Below are 16,836 nucleotides of genomic sequence, written 5' to 3'. Positions count from 1 at the left end.
CAGAATGAGAGTAATATTGGACAGTCGAACTATTTCTTTTTAGGTGGCAGAACGTCTGTTATGGAACCATCGACAAGCTCAGCCGCGAAAGCAAACGTTTCGGCCAGGGTCGGATGAGCATGAACAGTAAGACTGATATCTTCAGCTGTGGCGCCCATTTCAAGAGCCAGTACCGCCTCATGAATAAGCTCCCCGGCATTCATACCGCAGATCCCCGCCCCGATAATGCGGCCGCTCTTTTTATCAAACAAGGCCTTGGTAACACCTCCTGAGACACCTGCACTGAGAGCACGACCACTGGCTCCCCAGGGGAATTTACCTTTTTCAAAATCGATATTCATGGCCTTGGCTTCTTTTTCCGTAAGCCCCATCCAGGCAACTTCCGGGTTGGTGTAGGCAACCGATGGGATAGTCATCGGAGTAAAAGCGGCATTATGGCCTGCAATCACCTCTGCTGCGACCTTGCCCTCATGAGTTGCCTTGTGCGCGAGCATAGGCTCTCCCGCCACATCACCAATGGCGTAGATATTTTTCACAGAGGTCTCCTGCCTCTCGTTGACCTGGAGAAAACCCCGTTCATCCAGCGCCAGACCAATCGTATCAAACCCCAGATCAGCGGTGTTGGGTCTCCTGCCAACCGCTACCAGTACCGCATCATATTCACCGGATTCAGGCGCCTTCTTGCCCTCAAAAGCAACTGTGATACCCTTGTCCCCAGGGGTAATCTCAGTCACCTTGGTCTGGGTCATAATGGAATATTTTTTCTTGAGCTTGAGAAACAGCGGCTGCACCAGATCCTTATCCGCTGGAGGTATAATCTGCTCGAGCATCTCAACGATGGTGATCTCAGAACCAAGAGCGCTGTAGATCTGAGCCATCTCAAGACCAATAATCCCCCCGCCAATGATAAGAAAGCGTTTGGGAATGGTCTTCAAGGCGAGCGCATCGGTGGAATCCCAGATCCGGGGATCATCCGGAATACCCGGTAGGACAAAAGGGTAAGAGCCCGTTGCCACGATCGCATTTGAAAAACTGATCTCTTCATCCTTTCCTTCTCGTGTAACAACCAAGGTTGTGGCATCTTTAAAGACCCCCCTGCCCTCTTTTCGGGTTATCTTTCTTGCGGTACACAGTCCGTCCAGGCCGCCGGTCAGCTGCTCAATCACCTCATTTTTCTTCTTTAGAAGTTTTTCCACATCGATTGCAGGTTTTTGAAAACTGACCCCATACTCTCCAATTTCCTCGGCCTCTTCAATGACCGCCGCTGCATGGAGCAGGGTTTTGGAAGGAATACATCCCACATTAAGACAGACACCTCCAAGCCTCCCCTGCTGTTCAACGAGACAAACAGAAAGACCAAGGTCCGCTGCACGAAATGCGGCAGTGTATCCACCAGGACCACCACCCAACACAACAACATCATATTTCACTGCATCAGCCATTTGTCTGCTCCTTAGATAAGGGTTCTTTTCATATCTTCAATATTCATGCGCAAGGTCTTACAGAACCTGGCGGCCTCCGCTCCATCTATCACCCGATGATCGTAGGAGACGGAGAAAGGCAGGGTCAAACGAGGAACAAATTTTTCTCCATCCCAGTGGGGCTTCATGTAACTTCTTGAAAGGCCAAGGATTGCCACCTGGGGGCTGGAAACAATCGGAGTAAATCCGGTGCCGCCGATGCCACCCAGGCTCGAGATGGTAAAGGTTGCTCCCTGCAGATCTCCAATACCAAGTTTTCCAGATCTTGCATTCGTGCTGAGTTTTAGTACATCCTCGGCGATTTCAGTAAGACTCTTCTTATCGACGTCTTTAACAACAGGGACAACCAGGCCGTCTGGTGTATCAACGGCAACCCCAATATTGTAGAATTTTTTCAGAATAACCTTGTCTCCTTCCGGAACCAGAGAACAATTGAAAAACGGGAAAGCTTTCAAAGTTGCTGCAACGGCTTTTGTAATAAAGATAAGAGGACTGAATTTCACTGCCCCTTCTTTAGTAGTGCTATTCAGATCTTTTCTAAATTCCTCAATCTCGGTTATATCTGCTTCTTCAAAATGGGTCACATGGGGAACTGTCACCCAGCTTCTATGGAGGTGTGGTCCTGATATTTTTTTGATACGTCCGAGAACACGTTCTTCAACTTCACCGTATTTACTAAAGTCTTCAAGAGGTGGTGCTGCTGGCAGGGAGAACCCTTGAGTACTCGCACCAGCAGGGGCCTTTCCTGCGGCTGCCAGAACGTCTTCCTGTAGAATGCGGCCGTTTGGTCCATTGCCCACAATCTGGCTGAGATCCACGCCCTGTTCCCGGGCAAAGATTCGAACCGAAGGGGTTGCGTGGGAGACGGCACCCTTCTGCTGCGTCACCACAGGTCCACCTTCAGCTTTTACAGGCTCTGGCTTGGTTGCCTTTGGCGCTGCTTCCTCTTTTGCAGGCTCTGCTGCACTTTGTTCTTTAACGGGTTTTTCTTCTTTTTCTTCTTTTTCTTCAGGGCTTCCAGCGGTCTCAACAAGAGCTATCACCGCCCCACTTTTTACAACATCATCTTCCTTGACCAGTATTTCCTTGATCACGCCGGCCAGGGGCGAAGGGATATCCATCACCGCCTTTTCACTTTCAAGAGCAATCAGAGAATCTTCAACCGCAACGGTATCACCCACTGCCACGAAGATCTCGACAACGGTAATCTCCTGAACATCGCCAAAGTCGGGAATAACAATTTTTTCTACAGCCATTAATTTTTCTCCAAGTCAATTTCGCTGTTATTTATCTCTCTAACGCGTGGGGTTCTTCTGCGTTTACTCTATATTTTTCTATTGCTTCCCTTACCATTTTATACGGTACTTTGTCCATATCCGCTAAACTTTTCAGTGCGGTAATAACCACGTGATACCTGTCCACCTTAAAGAACCTGCGCAATGTTTCCCGGGAATCACTCCGTCCATATCCATCTGTTCCAAGGACGGTCAGAGGTCGGTCAATAAAGCGGCGCAACTGTTCGGAGTAAGCCTGCACATAGTCAGTACTGATGATCACCGGCCCATCATGGCCCGCCAACTGCTCTTCGACATAGCTTATCTTGCGTGGTTCTTCCGGATGCAGACGGTTCCAGTCTTCAAGCAGCATCCCTTCCCGGTGAAGCTGATTCACCCCAAGAATGGACCAGACATCGGCCTGCACACCAAAGTCTTCCCGAAGAAGTTCGGCTGCCTCGATAACCTCTCTGAAAATAGCTCCGGACCCCATGAGCTGCACCCTCAGGTCACCGTCACCTCCCTTGCTAAAGAGGTACATGCCCCGGTTTATGCCTTCCTCAACCCCAGCGGGCATTTCAGGTTGCTCGTAGTTTTCATTGAGCAGAGTGATATAGTAAAAAATATCTTCACCCTTTTCAAACATTCGTTCAATACCCTTTTGCACCAGAACAGCCACCTCGTAACTAAATGTCGGATCATAGGCCACACATGAGGGGTACACAGAGGCGAAAAGCAATGCCTGTCCATCCTGATGCTGGAGGCCTTCACCGTTTAGGGTTGTCCGTCCGGCTGTAGCACCCATCAGAAAACCCCGCGCCCGGCTGTCTCCTGCCCCCCAGAGCTGGTCTCCAATTCGCTGAAAACCAAACATTGAGTAGAAGGTATAAAACGGAATCATCGGTACCCCATAATTTGTATGGGCCGTTGCCGCCGCAAGCCAGGACGAGATTGCGCCCGCTTCAGTAATACCTTCTTCTAAAATCTGTCCCTTGGGATCTTCCTTATACCAGGAAACAGTCTCTGAGTCCTGTGGTTCATACAACTGTCCTGTGGGGGCATAGATACCCAGCTGCCGGAACAACCCTTCCATACCAAAGGTTCTCGCTTCATCAGGGATAATCGGCACCACATGTTTGCCCACCGTTTTATCTTTGACCAGGGTGCCGAGAAGGCGAACAAATGCCATGGTGGTTGAAAGCTCACGCCCTTTGGATGAGGCGAGAAGTGCCTTGAATTTTTCAAGAGGAGGTGCTGCCAGGGGAATATGCCTGGTCTCCCGGTGGGGTACCGGTCCACCAAGGGCTTTCCGCCTTTCTTTTATAAACAGAGCCTCCGGACTATCTTTTTCAGGCCGGATAAAGGGCAGGTCGATGAGCTTGTCATCGTCTAACGGCACGTGGAATTTATCACGAAAGACTTTCAATGACTCCACATCCATTTTCTTGACATTGTGGGCAACCATAACCGATTCCCCTGCCTGGCCCATACCAAAGCCCTTGATAGTTTTCACCAATATTACCGTAGGCTTGCCCTTAAACTGTGTGGCTGAAGCAAAGGCCGCATACACTTTCCTGGGGTCATGACCTCCCCTGGTCATCTGCCAGAGCTCGTTATCATCGATATCTTCCACCAGAGCCATAAGCTTTGGATCGTCTCCAAAGACTTTTTCCCGCAGGTATTTCGGCCCACGCGCACGGATGGTCTGAAAATCACCATCAACCATGGTACCGAATTTTCTGGTAAGTAAGCCCTCTGTATCCCGGCGCAGGATCTTATCCCACTCACTGCCCCAGATGAGCTTGATCACATGCCAGCCGGCACCTCGAAAACGGCCTTCAAGCTCCTGTATAATCTTGCCGTTTCCCCGGACAGGGCCATCAAGGCGCTGCAAATTACAGTTCACAACAAAGATAAGATTATCCAGATCTTCCCGGGCGGCAAGAGACAGGGCTCCAAGGGACTCAGGCTCATCAGACTCCCCGTCTCCCATAAAAACCCAGACCTTTCGATCACCACTGTCTTTTAAGCCACGACTGTCCATGTATTTCATGAAGCGTGCCTGATAAATCGCAGCCATCGGGCCAAGGCCCATGGATACAGTGGGGAACTGCCAGAAATCTGGCATCAGCCAGGGATGCGGGTAGGAAGACAGCCCCTTCCCATCTACTTCCTGACGGAAATTATTCAAATGCTCTTCCTCAAGTCTTCCTTCCACAAATGCACGGGCGTAAATACCTGGGGATGAATGGCCCTGGAAATAGATCATATCAGCGCCATAGGGGGCATCGGGACCTCTGAAAAACCAGTTATAGCCCACTTCGTACATGGCCGACACCGAGGTAAAGGTGGCAATATGCCCCCCTAACCCCTTGCCATCCTTATTGGCTTTGGCCACCGTCGCCATGGCATTCCAGCGAACATAAGCGGCAACATTTCTTGCAATGAGAGAGTCTCCTGGGATCTGTTCTTCATGTTCAGGCAGGATAGTATTGGAATATGGCGTCAAAACACCAGGGGCGGTTGAGACACCGAGGGAATGGGCAAAATCAGTCAGGCGGTTTAACAGATAATCCGCTTTCTCCCCACCTTCATGAACGACAACACCTTCGAGTGAATCCAGCCAATCCTGGGTTTCCTGGGGATCCTGATCACGGAAATAAAAACTCATTCAACACCTCTTGGTTTTATTCTGATTATACCACAGCCTCAACACCTTACTTTCTTCCACCCCTAATAAAAAACACTGCCTACCTGAGGGGAAAAAGAGATCTCAAAGGTTCCGGACCGTGCATACAACATTATGTTCATAACACATTTTAAAATGGTAACGTAAAACAGCAAAACCTACTTTGCCTGGCCATATTTATCATAGCTTACCCGTTCATAAAGGAGAGAGGAGCCGGGCTGGCCCTGTTTTTCCTCTTTGGGATAACCCACCGCTATAACTGCCTCAACCCGCATCTCCTCAGGTATATGGAGAATTTTGGCCACGTACTGCTCAGAACTGAGCGATTCATCGTGCTGTCGCTTCCGGATCTGGATCCAGCAGCTGCCAAGACCAAGATCCGTTGCCGCCAGGTGAAGATGAAGAGAAGCGATAGAGCAATCTTCAACCCAGACATCTGAAACAGATGGATCAGCGCAGACAACAATGGCCAGTGGGGCATTTTTCAAAAACTTGGCACCATGGGGTTTGGCCTTTGACAGCCCTTCAATGAGTCCTGGATCCGTCACCACCACAAAATGCCACGGATTGAGACTTCGTGAGGAAGGGGAACGCAGCATGGCTTCAATCAGAAGGTCAATGTGTTTTTTCTCAACTGGCCTGGAATCATATAGACGTATGCTTCTTCTTTTTCTGAGGAGATCAAGGAACATTATTCCACCTTTTTCGTAGATATGGAGTAAGTAAAAGTGTAACATCCAAATGACATGGGGATAAACAGTATGCATTCTCCCCCGATAAAAAAGAATGAAAATAATCAAAAACAAACAATTTTAAAATTTGTTCATCAATCTGGAAATATAAATGGATCCTCATACATTTATTACCTGCCTCATCGCAGTTACCATGCTCACCCTGACCCCCGGGGTGGATACCATGCTCGTTATCCGCAACAGCGGCAGGGGCGGCTGGTGGGATGGTGCCACCACATCCCTTGGTATCTGTTGCGGACTCTTCGTCCATGCAACCCTCTCGGCCCTTGGTATCTCTATTATTCTTTTAAAAACGGCCTGGGCCTTTAACATCCTGAAATACATTGGCGCGGCCTACCTTATCTATCTTGGACTCTCCAGTTTGCGCCAGGCCTCAAAGAATGGGCTCCCCTCCCAGAAACTCTCTCTTGAGACCTTGATTTCTCCCTTTAGAATAATTCGCTCACTCAGAGAAGGCTTTCTCTCCAATGTGCTGAACCCTAAGACGATTCTATTTTACATGGCTTTTTTACCGCAATTTATTGACCCGGAAGGCCCACACCTGCAGCAGTCGCTGCTGGTGGCGCTTGTCCACTTCTGCATCGGCATGTTTTATCAGTGCAGCCTTGCGGCCATGGTGACAAAAGCAAAGCAACTCATAAAAGGTGGAACTACCGGTAGAGTGCTCAACGGCCTCAGCGGTAGTATCCTTGTTTATATTGGCGTACGACTCGCCTCTGCAAAACAATAAGCTACATCCCGCAACCCCATAAGGACCGGCCAGAAAATTTTGAAAAAAGAAAACGATAACAGCAAACGAGAAGGTGTCATTGTCGCCCATTACGGTGTCGCAGTTGATGTACAGTACACAGATGACAGCAGCCGAGCCATGGTGAGGGTCAAAAGGAACTCTGGTCACGTTGTCGGCGACGCTGTTCTGATTGAAGATGACACCCTTATACGCCTTGAAAGACGCTCAGAACTCGCCCGGATGGACGCCAGAGGCGGGGTTCACATTGTCGGGGCCAATCTTGATATTCTCTGTATCGTTGTGACCTGCGAACCTTTGCCCCCTCCTGGCTTCATTGACAGGGCAATCGTTGCAGCCAGGGCTTCCGGCCATACGCCGGTCCTGGTACTCAATAAATCCGACCTGGCCTGCTTTAAGAACTACGAAGAGTCGATACGGCCGCTGTACAGGAACTCTCTGGAGATCTTTTCAGTAAGTGCAGAAAAAAGTGACAATCTGGACGAGTTGAAACATTTTTTTGCAAAAGGGCACCGGGGAATCTTTGTTGGTTCCACGGGAGTCGGTAAAAGTTCTATTCTCAATAAATTGCTGCCTGAGATTAATCTGGCAACCGGCGAGATCAGTGAGTCGAAAAAGAGGGGACGACATACCACCACAGTATCAACCCTGCACCTTCTCGAGGACGGCGGCGAACTTGTAGACTCCCCCGGCTTCAATGATTTTGGCCTGGTTGACACCAGTGTGGCCGAGCTGACCGTCTACTTTCCAGGCTTTGAAAAAGCCACAGAAACCCCATGCAAATTCAGGGACTGCAAACATCGAAACGAACCTGGCTGCTCCGTCATTGAAGCGCTGAATGCAGGAACTATCAACCAGGCACGTTACAATACCTATCTGCAGATTCTCGAAGAGGTGGAAACCATCGACCAGGAGCCAAAATACAGAGAAAGAAGAAACCGCCGTAAGAAAAACTAAAAGCAGATACTTCTTTCTCTCAGAACCTACTCAGGCATTTTCCTGGATTGCAGCGTTATATCCGTCCGCAATTTCGCCTAAAATTTCCAGCCGAGCTTATCTCAATATAAGACGCCCCTTCTGCAATACCAAAACTCCCGGCAAGTACGACAATAAGATCGTTGTCTTTGAAGCGGTTCTCTGAGATGAGACGGCATATCGACGACCTGAGAGGTTGTGCCTTGGTCAGATCCAATGGCTGGTATTCCGCATGAACACCATAGGAGAGCGAGAGCTGCCTTGCGACTCGCTTGTCATACACCTGGGCATAAATCACATTTGGACCGCGATAAGCAGCGAGAGCAAGAATGGATTTTCCCGTCAGCGAATCTGCAACAATGGCTTTAGTGTGCAGACGAATTGCAGCTTTGACAGCGGCTTTGGCCAGATAGGCTGCAAGTTTATTACTGCTATAGGGAACATCGATACTGAGGGGGTTGTCCCCCTCCACTTCCAGGGCAATTTTAGCCATTATGCGAACGGCCAGTTCCGGGTATTTACCGTTGGCCGTCTCCCCAGACAACATCAGGGCATCCGTGTGATCCAGGCAGGCATTGGCCACATCTGAGACTTCAGCCCTTGTTGGCCTCGGTGAATCAATCATTGAGTGCAGCATCTGAGTTGCCACAATCACAGGTTTTCTTTTTTCGATACACGCTTTAATGATACGTTTTTGTACCAGAGGAATCTGCTCTGTTGGAATTTCCACCGCCAGATCTCCCCGTGCTATCATAATACCATACGTACAATCCAGGATCTCAGAGAGATTTTCCACCCCTTCCGAATTCTCAATCTTGGCAATTATCTTGATCTTGGACTTTTTTTCATCCAAAATCGACTGAACGGCCATGACGTCCTCTTTATTTCTCACAAAGGAGTGAGCAATAAAATCAAGATCATTCTCTGCTGCAAAGGCAATAAAACCCTTATCCTTTTCACTCAGAGCTGGCAAGGTCACATGGACAGCGGGAATATTGATACTTTTTCGCGGGTTGATAACCCCATCATTTTCCACACTGCAATAGAGATACTCTTCATCCTTGTTCTCTACAGCCAGGGCAAGGAGGCCATCGTCAATGAGGATGGAACTGCCAACAGGAACATCCGCTACAAAATCGGCATGGGAGACGCAGATCACATCCCCTTTGGACTTTTCACCCGGTGCACCCTTGATCCTGACAATATCTCCAAATTTTACAGCTAGAGGTTCGTCTGTTGAGCACGTCCTGATTTCAGGCCCTTTCGTGTCTAAAAGAATACCAATATTTTCTGACACGGCCCTTGTATTACGGATCACCTCGAGCGCATCGTCATGCCCCATATGGGCGGTATTAAGACGAACCACGTTCATGCCGGCGGCATAAAGGGCTTTTAAAAAAGGGACGGAACAATTCAGGCTGGAGATGGTTGCTACAATTTTTGTTTTTCGACGCATATATTTATCTTCCTGGGGGATTCTTTGTGTGTTTTTCAAGAAAGGAGTAATTTCTCCGACAGCAATATAGTTATAAAGCAAAATAGCTTCATTTCAACATAGTGCTCAATCTATTTCACTGCATTTTACCTTGGTTGGTAATTGTTTGAGGTAGTGCGCACCTTGCAACCGCTTGCTATGGTTACTAGTGTAATTGCAGAGTTTGCAAAGCGCAGACGCGCCACAGCATACACCAAATAGACAGCCTACGCAGTCTCTCTTTTTCTCTAAGGAGGTAATGCATGAAACCAATACTTCTACTTTTATTTATTTTCGCCTGTTCCTCCAGCAGCCTGGCTGGGGAAACCGTACCTTATACGGTAGACGGGAAAAACTACGAAGGATACTACGCGAGAGCAAACAAAACAGCCCCCCTCGTTGTGGTCATCCACGACTGGGACGGCCTTACTGAATACGAGATCATGAGGACGAAAATGCTGGTTGATCTTGGCTATAATGTCTTTGCTGCCGACCTGTTTGGAGCAGGTGTTCGTCCTGTCGAGATCAATGACAAAAAAGCGCTGACAGGAGACCTCTATAAAAACCGGCAAAAAATGAGGACTCTCATCACTGCTGCCTTTCAGACAGCTGAAGATCTGGGCCTTGACACCAATAATGCAGTGCTGGCAGGATATTGTTTTGGTGGCGCTGCGGCTCTCGAATATGCCCGTTCAGGCGCAGATGTAAAAGGTTTTGTCACCTTCCACGGTGGCCTTGCTACTCCGGAAGGTCAAAACTACGAAGCAGCTCAGGGCAGATACCTTATTCTCCACGGAACAGCCGACTCCGTTGTCAGTATGAGTGAGTTTGCCCGTCTTGCCGAACAACTGGAATCAGAAGAGCTCACCCATGAAATGGTAACGTATAGTGGGGCGCCCCACGCTTTTACGGTTTTTGGAACAGGCAATTACCGGGAAGACGCGGACAAAAAATCCTGGGACTATTTTACCCGCTGGCTCAAAGCTACCCTGTAAAGTTTTTGGCCTCACTCATCTTCAAAATAAAGAGGGGGGAATTTTTCCCCCCTCTTTGATCTCTCCCCCGATAATCAGTTGAGAAGCCGGGATACGCACCTTCAGCAGTTTTTCCGCCACAAAAAGCCAGAAAAAATTCTAAGGTTCTCATGCCAGAACTGCCAATCAGACTTTTGCCTTGCTGGCATCGTCAACAAGGTAGAGAATCGAGCGATAGGGAATACCACCATGAAGGGACAGACCTATCTCGCAGGTCTTACTCGTTGAATACCCCGCATCACAGGTGCAGACATGATCTTTCAGGTCCTTTAAGGCTGATTCGTTGAGCTCCGGATAATTAAAGCCTCTATCCCCTGCAAACCCGCAACAATAAATATCCTCAGGCATCACAACCACTTTGGCACATGCCCGGGCAAGCTTCTCAAGTTTTTCCTCAAGCCCCATCTTGCGCGTAGAGCAGGTAGGATGAACGGCCACCTTAACATCCTGCTGAGTAAATTCGAGCTTATCCATGAGGTGGGTAAGGACAAATTCAATGGGCTCCAGCAGCTCAAGACGCTCATCACTATTTGCTTTCATTCTATACAGACAAGGGCTTGTGTCACAAAGCACCGGAATTGCACCATTGTCCGAGACGGCAAGTAAGGCATCGGACAGCTCTTTTGATTTTGCATCGGCCTGCTTCATAAAGCCTTTGGACTCAAAGGCCTGACCACAACAATACTTATCAAGATTCTCCGGAAAAATAATTTCATAGCCCGCTTTTTTCAACAGGGACATGGTCTTTTGCGGCAAGGCATCCCGCTCAGACTCTTCACGGGCAGGACCACTCATGGCCCGACTGGCACAACTTGGGAAATACACCACCTTACGCGGGTTCTCCCTGTTGACAGCTGGCGGGACAATCTTCGGCACACCCGCCGGCATCTCTTTATTCCAGAGAGGCAGCTTGTCAAGCGTTGCCTTTCTGGCAATCCCAGAGGCCCCCTCCATAAATGAAGTGCCTGTCATCTTATGTACAGAATCAACGACACTGAGTGTCGTACTGATTGTTTTCGCCAGGGGTGAAAAGCCTCCTGCCACCAGCTCTGCAACCATGTTGCCAAGCTTGCCGTTGGATTCCTCCCGTAGAGCCTTAACCATCTTGCCTGTATCGATGCCAACAGGACAGCGGGTTGAGCAGAGACTGTCAGCGGCACAGGTATCTTTTCCAGGATATTGATAGGCTTTTATCAACGTCTTGAGCATTTTAGGGTCCGCACCCGAGGCCATCTGTCTGCTGATTTCCCGGCGCCCAACAATACGCTGCCGCGGGGTAAAGGTAATATCTTTTGAAGGACAGACCGGCTCACAAAAACCACACTCAATACACTTGTCGACCAATCCATGGGTTGCTGGCAGAGGTTTGAGATTCTTGACATGGGCCTCGGCATCTTCATTGAGTATAACCCCGGGATTGAGCAGGTTGAGGGGGTCAAAGAGTGCCTTTACTTCGCGCATCAGATTAAACGCGGCCTCACCCCACTCTTTTTCAACGAATGGGGCCATGTTCCGCCCGGTTCCATGTTCTGCCTTGAGCGAACCGTCATATTTTTCAACAACCAACCGTACCACATCAGCCATAAAATCGCGGTAGCGAACCACCTCCGATTGAATGGAAAAATCCTGAGTGAAGACAAAATGAAGGTTTCCGTCAAGGGCGTGGCCAAAGATGAGAGCCTCGTCATATGCATATTTTTTAAAAAGTTCCTGCAAGTCAAGGGCCGCGTCAGCCAGATGCTCTCCTGGAAAGGCTACATCCTCTATGATTACCGTCGTTCCCGTTTTGCGTACGGCCCCCACCGCTGGAAACAACCCTTTCCGAATCTTCCATAGCTTGCCATATTCGGCTGGAATGTCCGTAAACTCAATGGGGAAAACGGTGGTGAGACCATTTATCGCCGCAACAATCTCATCAATCTGCTCCTTGAGAAGATCCGCAGACTCTGCTCTGGTCTCCACTAAAAGTGCGGTAGCCGTTTCTGAGAGTTCTTTAAGGTAGGTGGGCATTCCCTCTTTATCCTGGACGGACCTCAGCCCGGCTCGATCCATCAGTTCAGCCGCTGCCACAGGTTGCTTTTGCAGGATCGGGATCGCCTCACAGGCCGTCTTTACATCGGGATAGATGATCAGTGCACTTGACTTATGGCGATGTTCCACCACCGTGCGATAGACCACATCGGAGATAAAGCCCAAGGTTCCCTCACTGCCTATCATCAGATGGGTCATGATATCGTAGGGATCTTCAAAGTCGACGAAGGCGTTGAGGCTGTAGCCGGTGGTATTTTTTATTTTAAATTTGTAGCGTATACGATCGCTCAGCTGCTCATCCGCCAGGACCTTTGCCCGTAGTGCTGCAAGGCCTTCCAGAATATCTCTGTGAACCCGTTCAAATTCCGCCCTGCTCTTATCTTCGGCCGTATCCACAGCCGTTCCGTCAACGAGGACCACCCGCATGCTGTCAATGGTCTGATAGCTGTTCTGTTCTACCCCACAACACATACCACTTGCATTGTTGGCAAGAATGCCTCCAATCTTTGCACTGTCAATGGAAGCAGGATCAGGGCCGATCTTTTTATCGAACTCAGCAAGAATCGCATTGGCCTGGCTGCCGATGATCCCAGGCTCTAACTGAATTTTAGTTGCACTCTCAAAGACCCTGAACTTTCTCCAGCCCGCACCAAGTCGGACAAGAATCGAGTCGGAAATGGCCTGTCCGGAAAGGCTGGTTCCTGCAGCCCGGAAGGTTACAGGGAGCCTCAGTTTACTTGCTTCACGAAGGATAAGCTGCACCTCTTTCTCATCCTGCACATTAACGACAATCTTTGGAATGAGACGATAAAAGCTGGCATCCGTCCCATAGGTTATGGTTTTTAAAGGATCTGTAATAATATTATCAACTGCAATAGTTCCAATAATTTTTTGATAAAACGTCTGATATCGCTCAGGTAACATGGCAGGCCTCTTTCTAAGGTTAATTATCAGATGAGAATAATACTCATTAAATTACATCATTCCACAAATATAATCTCCCTAACACACAGGTACAATGAAGGTACCAGACAGGAGCTATGCACAAAAAATCCCACAATACTAACGATGTTACGATAATAGTGAGACATTTTCGGTAACCCGAAAATAACAGTACATTTGCCTTCTTTTCAGACCTGAGACACAAGAGGAAATGGCAGAAGCCAATCCCCGCCATGTCCTATGCTTCCCGGAAAAGAAGCAGAAAACATAAATAAGCGGGGAGTAATCGGGGAGATACCGATTTAAAAAAGGAGTGAAAGAGCAGAGGAAATGACAGTAAAAAACCGCCACCTTTTTGTAAAAATATCACAAAAATATGGAACAGGATCAACCATGCTGACGAAAGCGAGCTATTTCCGCTGGCAACCCGGACAGGTAGAAACGATAAATCTGGGATCGGCCCCCTGATTAATGATCTCTTCCATGCTATGCCAATCGCCATCATAGGGGCTGAAAACGGATTGACATTGACTGCATACATTTATTTCAGTCTCGAGCATTTCAAGCTGATTGAGAGCTTCTTTCAGCTCGTAAACCGTTGAGGCAAGCGAAGTCTGAGTTCTCACCAGCCTCTCAGCCACCCGAACCCTCGCCTGTAATTCATTGTCATTAAACGGTTTGGTCATATAATCATCAGCCCCTGCATCAAAGCCTCTGACGATATCAGTGTTGCTGTCACGCCCGGTGAGAAGAATAACATAGGGGGGATTTTCGAGATCCATTTCTTTGACGCGGCGGCACACCTCAATCCCATCCAGCTCAGGCATCTCCCAATCGAGGATTGCAATCTGAGGAGCGTCTGCATTTTGCAGCTTGAGCCAGGCTTCCTCCCCATTGGTCACACTGGTGACGGTATAGCCCCAATTTTCAAGACACACCTGGACCATCATCCGCGTGGTAAATTCATCTTCAGCTATAAGTATCTTCAAGTTCTTTCCTCTGTGTTACAATGACACAGCAACTGGACCGTAAGTGGTGCATGCATCTGAAAACTGTTGAGACAAAAGCCCGGTCTTTGCTGCAATAGCAGTTTAATAATTACATCTGTTTACAGGCAATACGTAGCGCCTATCTTGACTTTTTACCATCACAGTGTCAATACATCAAGAGGCAAACATTTCAGGTACGTTTTCACCGGTACCACCGGTGTAAAACGACTGCTGCAAAATCCGAAGATATGTAAATCATTATAAACCTTTAAAATGAAACAGAGCAAACATTTTGCCTTAAAAAACCGATTTATTCCCTCGGTAGAAGAAGGATCAGCCGATACGTTGGGCTACTGGTTCATCTTTTCAGAAGACCGGCTGCTGATTGCAGAGACAGAGCCGAACTCCGGTACCCAAAAACCGTTTACCCCCAAGTTACTTGGGATAGAAACCACTTTCACCCGGCTCTTCGGCTATTATGAGTCTGTCCCCTGTTTCCTTGCAACCATAGATCCAGCACAACATGTACCCTTCATGTCTCCGGTCAGCCTGCGGGCTCTGTTTGGAGCTGTGGATGAGGATTATTTCAGCCTCGCCGGCAGGGCCTTACAGATACTCCATCATACAAGAGAGCACAGATACTGCTCGAAATGCGGAACTTCACTGGAGGACCGCAGGGGTGAGCTGGCAAGATTCTGTCCTGCCTGTGGTTTTATCTGCTTTCCAAGAATATCCCCCGCGGTCATAATGTCTGTTGTCAATGGCGAGCATATTCTCCTCGGACGGGGACCTCATTTTGCAAAAGATATGTACAGCACACTGGCAGGATTTGTGGAAGCAGGAGAAACCCTTGAAGAGGCCGTTTGCCGGGAGGTCAAGGAAGAAACAGCTATCAGTATTGATCAGGTAAGCTATGTTACAAGTCAGGCCTGGCCTTTCCCACACTCTGTCATGATAGGCTTTACCGCCCGGTACCGCAAAGGTGAAATCCACATCGACACACAAGAGCTTGAAGATGCAAGGTGGTTTCATTACAAAGATCTGCCTCAATTGCCCTCGCGGATAACCATCGCCCGGCTGCTCATCGACAAGTTTATCCGTTCAGCCAAGGAAAAATATGACTGACACAAAAGACGGCTTCCCCAAAGCACTGTCTCCTCCGACAACAAAGAACACCCTTGTCACCACAGAACTTGTAGAGAGGCTGGTCAAGGCTTCCCGACAAAGCCCCAGGGGGCGAATCATCCAGCCTCTACATAAATCACCTGCGGCAAACCTGCACAGGATGCTTAACGCCATCCAACCCGGTAGCTACATCCAGCCGCACCGCCATCTCTTCCCCCCAAAAGCGGAATCAGTCATTATTCTTCAAGGTGAAATCTTTGTTTTTATCTTTACAGAGAGCGGTCAGATTGAAACGGTGCACACCATTACAGCGGGATCCGCGACCATAGGCATCGACTCAGAACCAGGTGTCTACCACACCTTTCTGGCCACCCGGGCGGATACGGTTATTTTTGAAGTTAAACCAGGACCATATAACCAGGCAGACGACAAGGACTTTGCCCCATGGGCACCAGTAGAAGGTACCCATGGGGTGAAAAAATATATGACAAAACTCTATGAAAGAGGCAAGCAGGCAGAAACTCCCTGAATATGCTAACCCCGATAAACGGGACAAGCGCTTTCACGAAATTCATTCATAAAAAAGATAAGCGCAGTCTTCGAATAATTCTCCAAGGTACTGATATGGTTGACACTGTCAATAATAAACAGTTATCCATTGCCTCTTTTTTCGCCGGGTTTCCCGGCGCTTGCAAAAAGGTTAATCAACATCTTTCCAGTTCATGGCCAGAGACGGGGTCATCATTTAACGACGGTTGATCAATCTGATATGCGCGGGTTGGGTACCGAATGAATTGGCTTCGTCGTGGAGCTGCCTCTATCTAAAGACGGGTGTTTCAGCTATTATGCTTATTCCCATAGTACCTTCGAGGGTTCTCCTATCCGTGACCGCGCCCCTGGCAATAAACTGGAAGGGCTGTGTGTTTATCAAAAAATCCTGTAAGGTTAAGTTGTTAAATAATTTTTGGTAAATATGGTTAAGTCAGCTCTTTTGGAAGAGCCCTGCCAGAGGCGCTCTTCCGCATCGCCACCTTCAGGTTGAGCAGTGAATAGTTGGGGTGTCAAGATTGCGAGGTACGAGCACAAAGCTTGACCTTGACACCCCGACTATTCACTGCTACCGATGCTCAAAAGTTATGCGGCCTTAGGGAGCACCTGTGCGATTGCCCAGGAAAATCCTGCAATTTCTCTGGCGATTGCTGTTTTTGCAACATTTGATTTTTTCCCCTTGGCTGTTAAATACTGATAACGGGTGCACAGTCGGCACTGAGCTTTCCATGAAATATCAATTACTTCTTTAGGCAATCTATCTTGCCGCTTAC

The 16,836-nt window shown here is 48.5% G+C and carries 12 protein-coding genes and 1 pseudogene; 5 read left to right on the top strand and 8 right to left on the bottom strand.

Going from position 1 to position 16,836, the window contains the following annotated elements:
- Positions 1-29 precede the first annotated feature (29 nt).
- The 4 genes from lpdA to FCL48_RS14195 all read right to left on the bottom strand — a co-directional run bounded on the left by lpdA (position 30) and on the right by FCL48_RS14195 (position 6,136).
- Positions 30-1,442: a dihydrolipoyl dehydrogenase gene (lpdA, locus tag FCL48_RS14210; RefSeq protein ID WP_136872954.1), complete on the bottom strand. Its 1,413-nt coding sequence runs from the start codon at positions 1,440-1,442 to the stop codon at positions 30-32.
- 11 nt (positions 1,443-1,453) lie between these two features.
- Positions 1,454-2,737 (bottom strand): 2-oxo acid dehydrogenase subunit E2, encoded by a 1,284-nt coding sequence (locus tag FCL48_RS14205; protein WP_136872953.1) that lies wholly within the window; start codon positions 2,735-2,737, stop codon positions 1,454-1,456.
- 31 nt (positions 2,738-2,768) lie between these two features.
- Positions 2,769-5,426: a pyruvate dehydrogenase (acetyl-transferring), homodimeric type gene (aceE, locus tag FCL48_RS14200; RefSeq protein WP_136872952.1), complete on the bottom strand. Its 2,658-nt coding sequence runs from the start codon at positions 5,424-5,426 to the stop codon at positions 2,769-2,771.
- 176 nt (positions 5,427-5,602) lie between these two features.
- A complete protein-coding gene (locus tag FCL48_RS14195) occupies positions 5,603-6,136 on the bottom strand; it encodes a nitroreductase family protein (protein ID WP_136872951.1) in 534 nt (177 codons plus the stop codon).
- 151 nt (positions 6,137-6,287) lie between these two features.
- On the opposite strand from FCL48_RS14195, the gene FCL48_RS14190 reads away from it, so the two are divergent.
- Together FCL48_RS14190 and rsgA are read left to right on the top strand one after the other, a co-directional pair.
- Complete coding sequence (locus tag FCL48_RS14190; protein ID WP_136872950.1) at positions 6,288-6,926, top strand: LysE family translocator; 639 nt, start codon at positions 6,288-6,290, stop codon at positions 6,924-6,926.
- Positions 6,927-6,965: 39 nt separating this feature from the next.
- Positions 6,966-7,901 carry a ribosome small subunit-dependent GTPase A gene (gene rsgA, locus FCL48_RS14185; protein ID WP_240744849.1) on the top strand — a complete coding sequence of 312 codons (936 nt, stop codon included), beginning with the start codon at positions 6,966-6,968 and terminating at the stop codon, positions 7,899-7,901.
- A 55-nt stretch (positions 7,902-7,956) separates the two neighbouring features.
- Here the strand turns inward: rsgA and pyk are convergent, their stop codons facing one another.
- A complete protein-coding gene (gene pyk / locus FCL48_RS14180) occupies positions 7,957-9,375 on the bottom strand; it encodes a pyruvate kinase (protein WP_136872949.1) in 1,419 nt (472 codons plus the stop codon).
- 281 nt (positions 9,376-9,656) lie between these two features.
- On the opposite strand from pyk, the gene FCL48_RS14175 reads away from it, so the two are divergent.
- Complete coding sequence (locus tag FCL48_RS14175; protein WP_136872948.1) at positions 9,657-10,388, top strand: dienelactone hydrolase family protein; 732 nt, start codon at positions 9,657-9,659, stop codon at positions 10,386-10,388.
- Positions 10,389-10,553: 165 nt separating this feature from the next.
- Here the strand turns inward: FCL48_RS14175 and FCL48_RS14170 are convergent, their stop codons facing one another.
- Positions 10,554-13,382, bottom strand: a complete 2,829-nt coding sequence (locus tag FCL48_RS14170) for an FAD-binding and (Fe-S)-binding domain-containing protein (protein WP_136872947.1) — start codon at positions 13,380-13,382, stop codon at positions 10,554-10,556.
- Between the two features lie 428 nt (positions 13,383-13,810).
- On the bottom strand, positions 13,811-14,389 hold the full coding sequence (locus tag FCL48_RS14165; RefSeq protein WP_136872946.1) for a response regulator transcription factor: 579 nt from the start codon (positions 14,387-14,389) through the stop codon (positions 13,811-13,813).
- Positions 14,390-14,662: 273 nt separating this feature from the next.
- Here FCL48_RS14165 and nudC point away from each other — a divergent pair, with 273 nt between their 5' ends.
- Both nudC and FCL48_RS14155 read left to right on the top strand, forming a co-directional pair.
- Positions 14,663-15,514, top strand: coding sequence for an NAD(+) diphosphatase (gene nudC / locus FCL48_RS14160; protein ID WP_136872945.1), 852 nt, complete (start codon positions 14,663-14,665; stop codon positions 15,512-15,514).
- A complete protein-coding gene (locus FCL48_RS14155) occupies positions 15,507-16,043 on the top strand; it encodes a WbuC family cupin fold metalloprotein (RefSeq protein ID WP_136872944.1) in 537 nt (178 codons plus the stop codon). Before nudC ends, FCL48_RS14155 begins: the two co-directional genes overlap by 8 nt.
- 605 nt (positions 16,044-16,648) lie before the next feature.
- On the opposite strand, the pseudogene FCL48_RS14150 reads toward FCL48_RS14155, so the two are convergent.
- Positions 16,649-16,836, bottom strand: a pseudogene (locus tag FCL48_RS14150) (IS110 family transposase); the annotation flags it as partial.

This window comes from Desulforhopalus sp. IMCC35007 (genome assembly GCF_005116575.1).
Classification (GTDB): Bacteria; Desulfobacterota; Desulfobulbia; order Desulfobulbales; family Desulfocapsaceae; genus Desulforhopalus_A.
The sequence above is the reverse complement of the archived record's forward strand: the minus strand, read 5'-3'. Positions and strand labels throughout refer to the sequence as shown.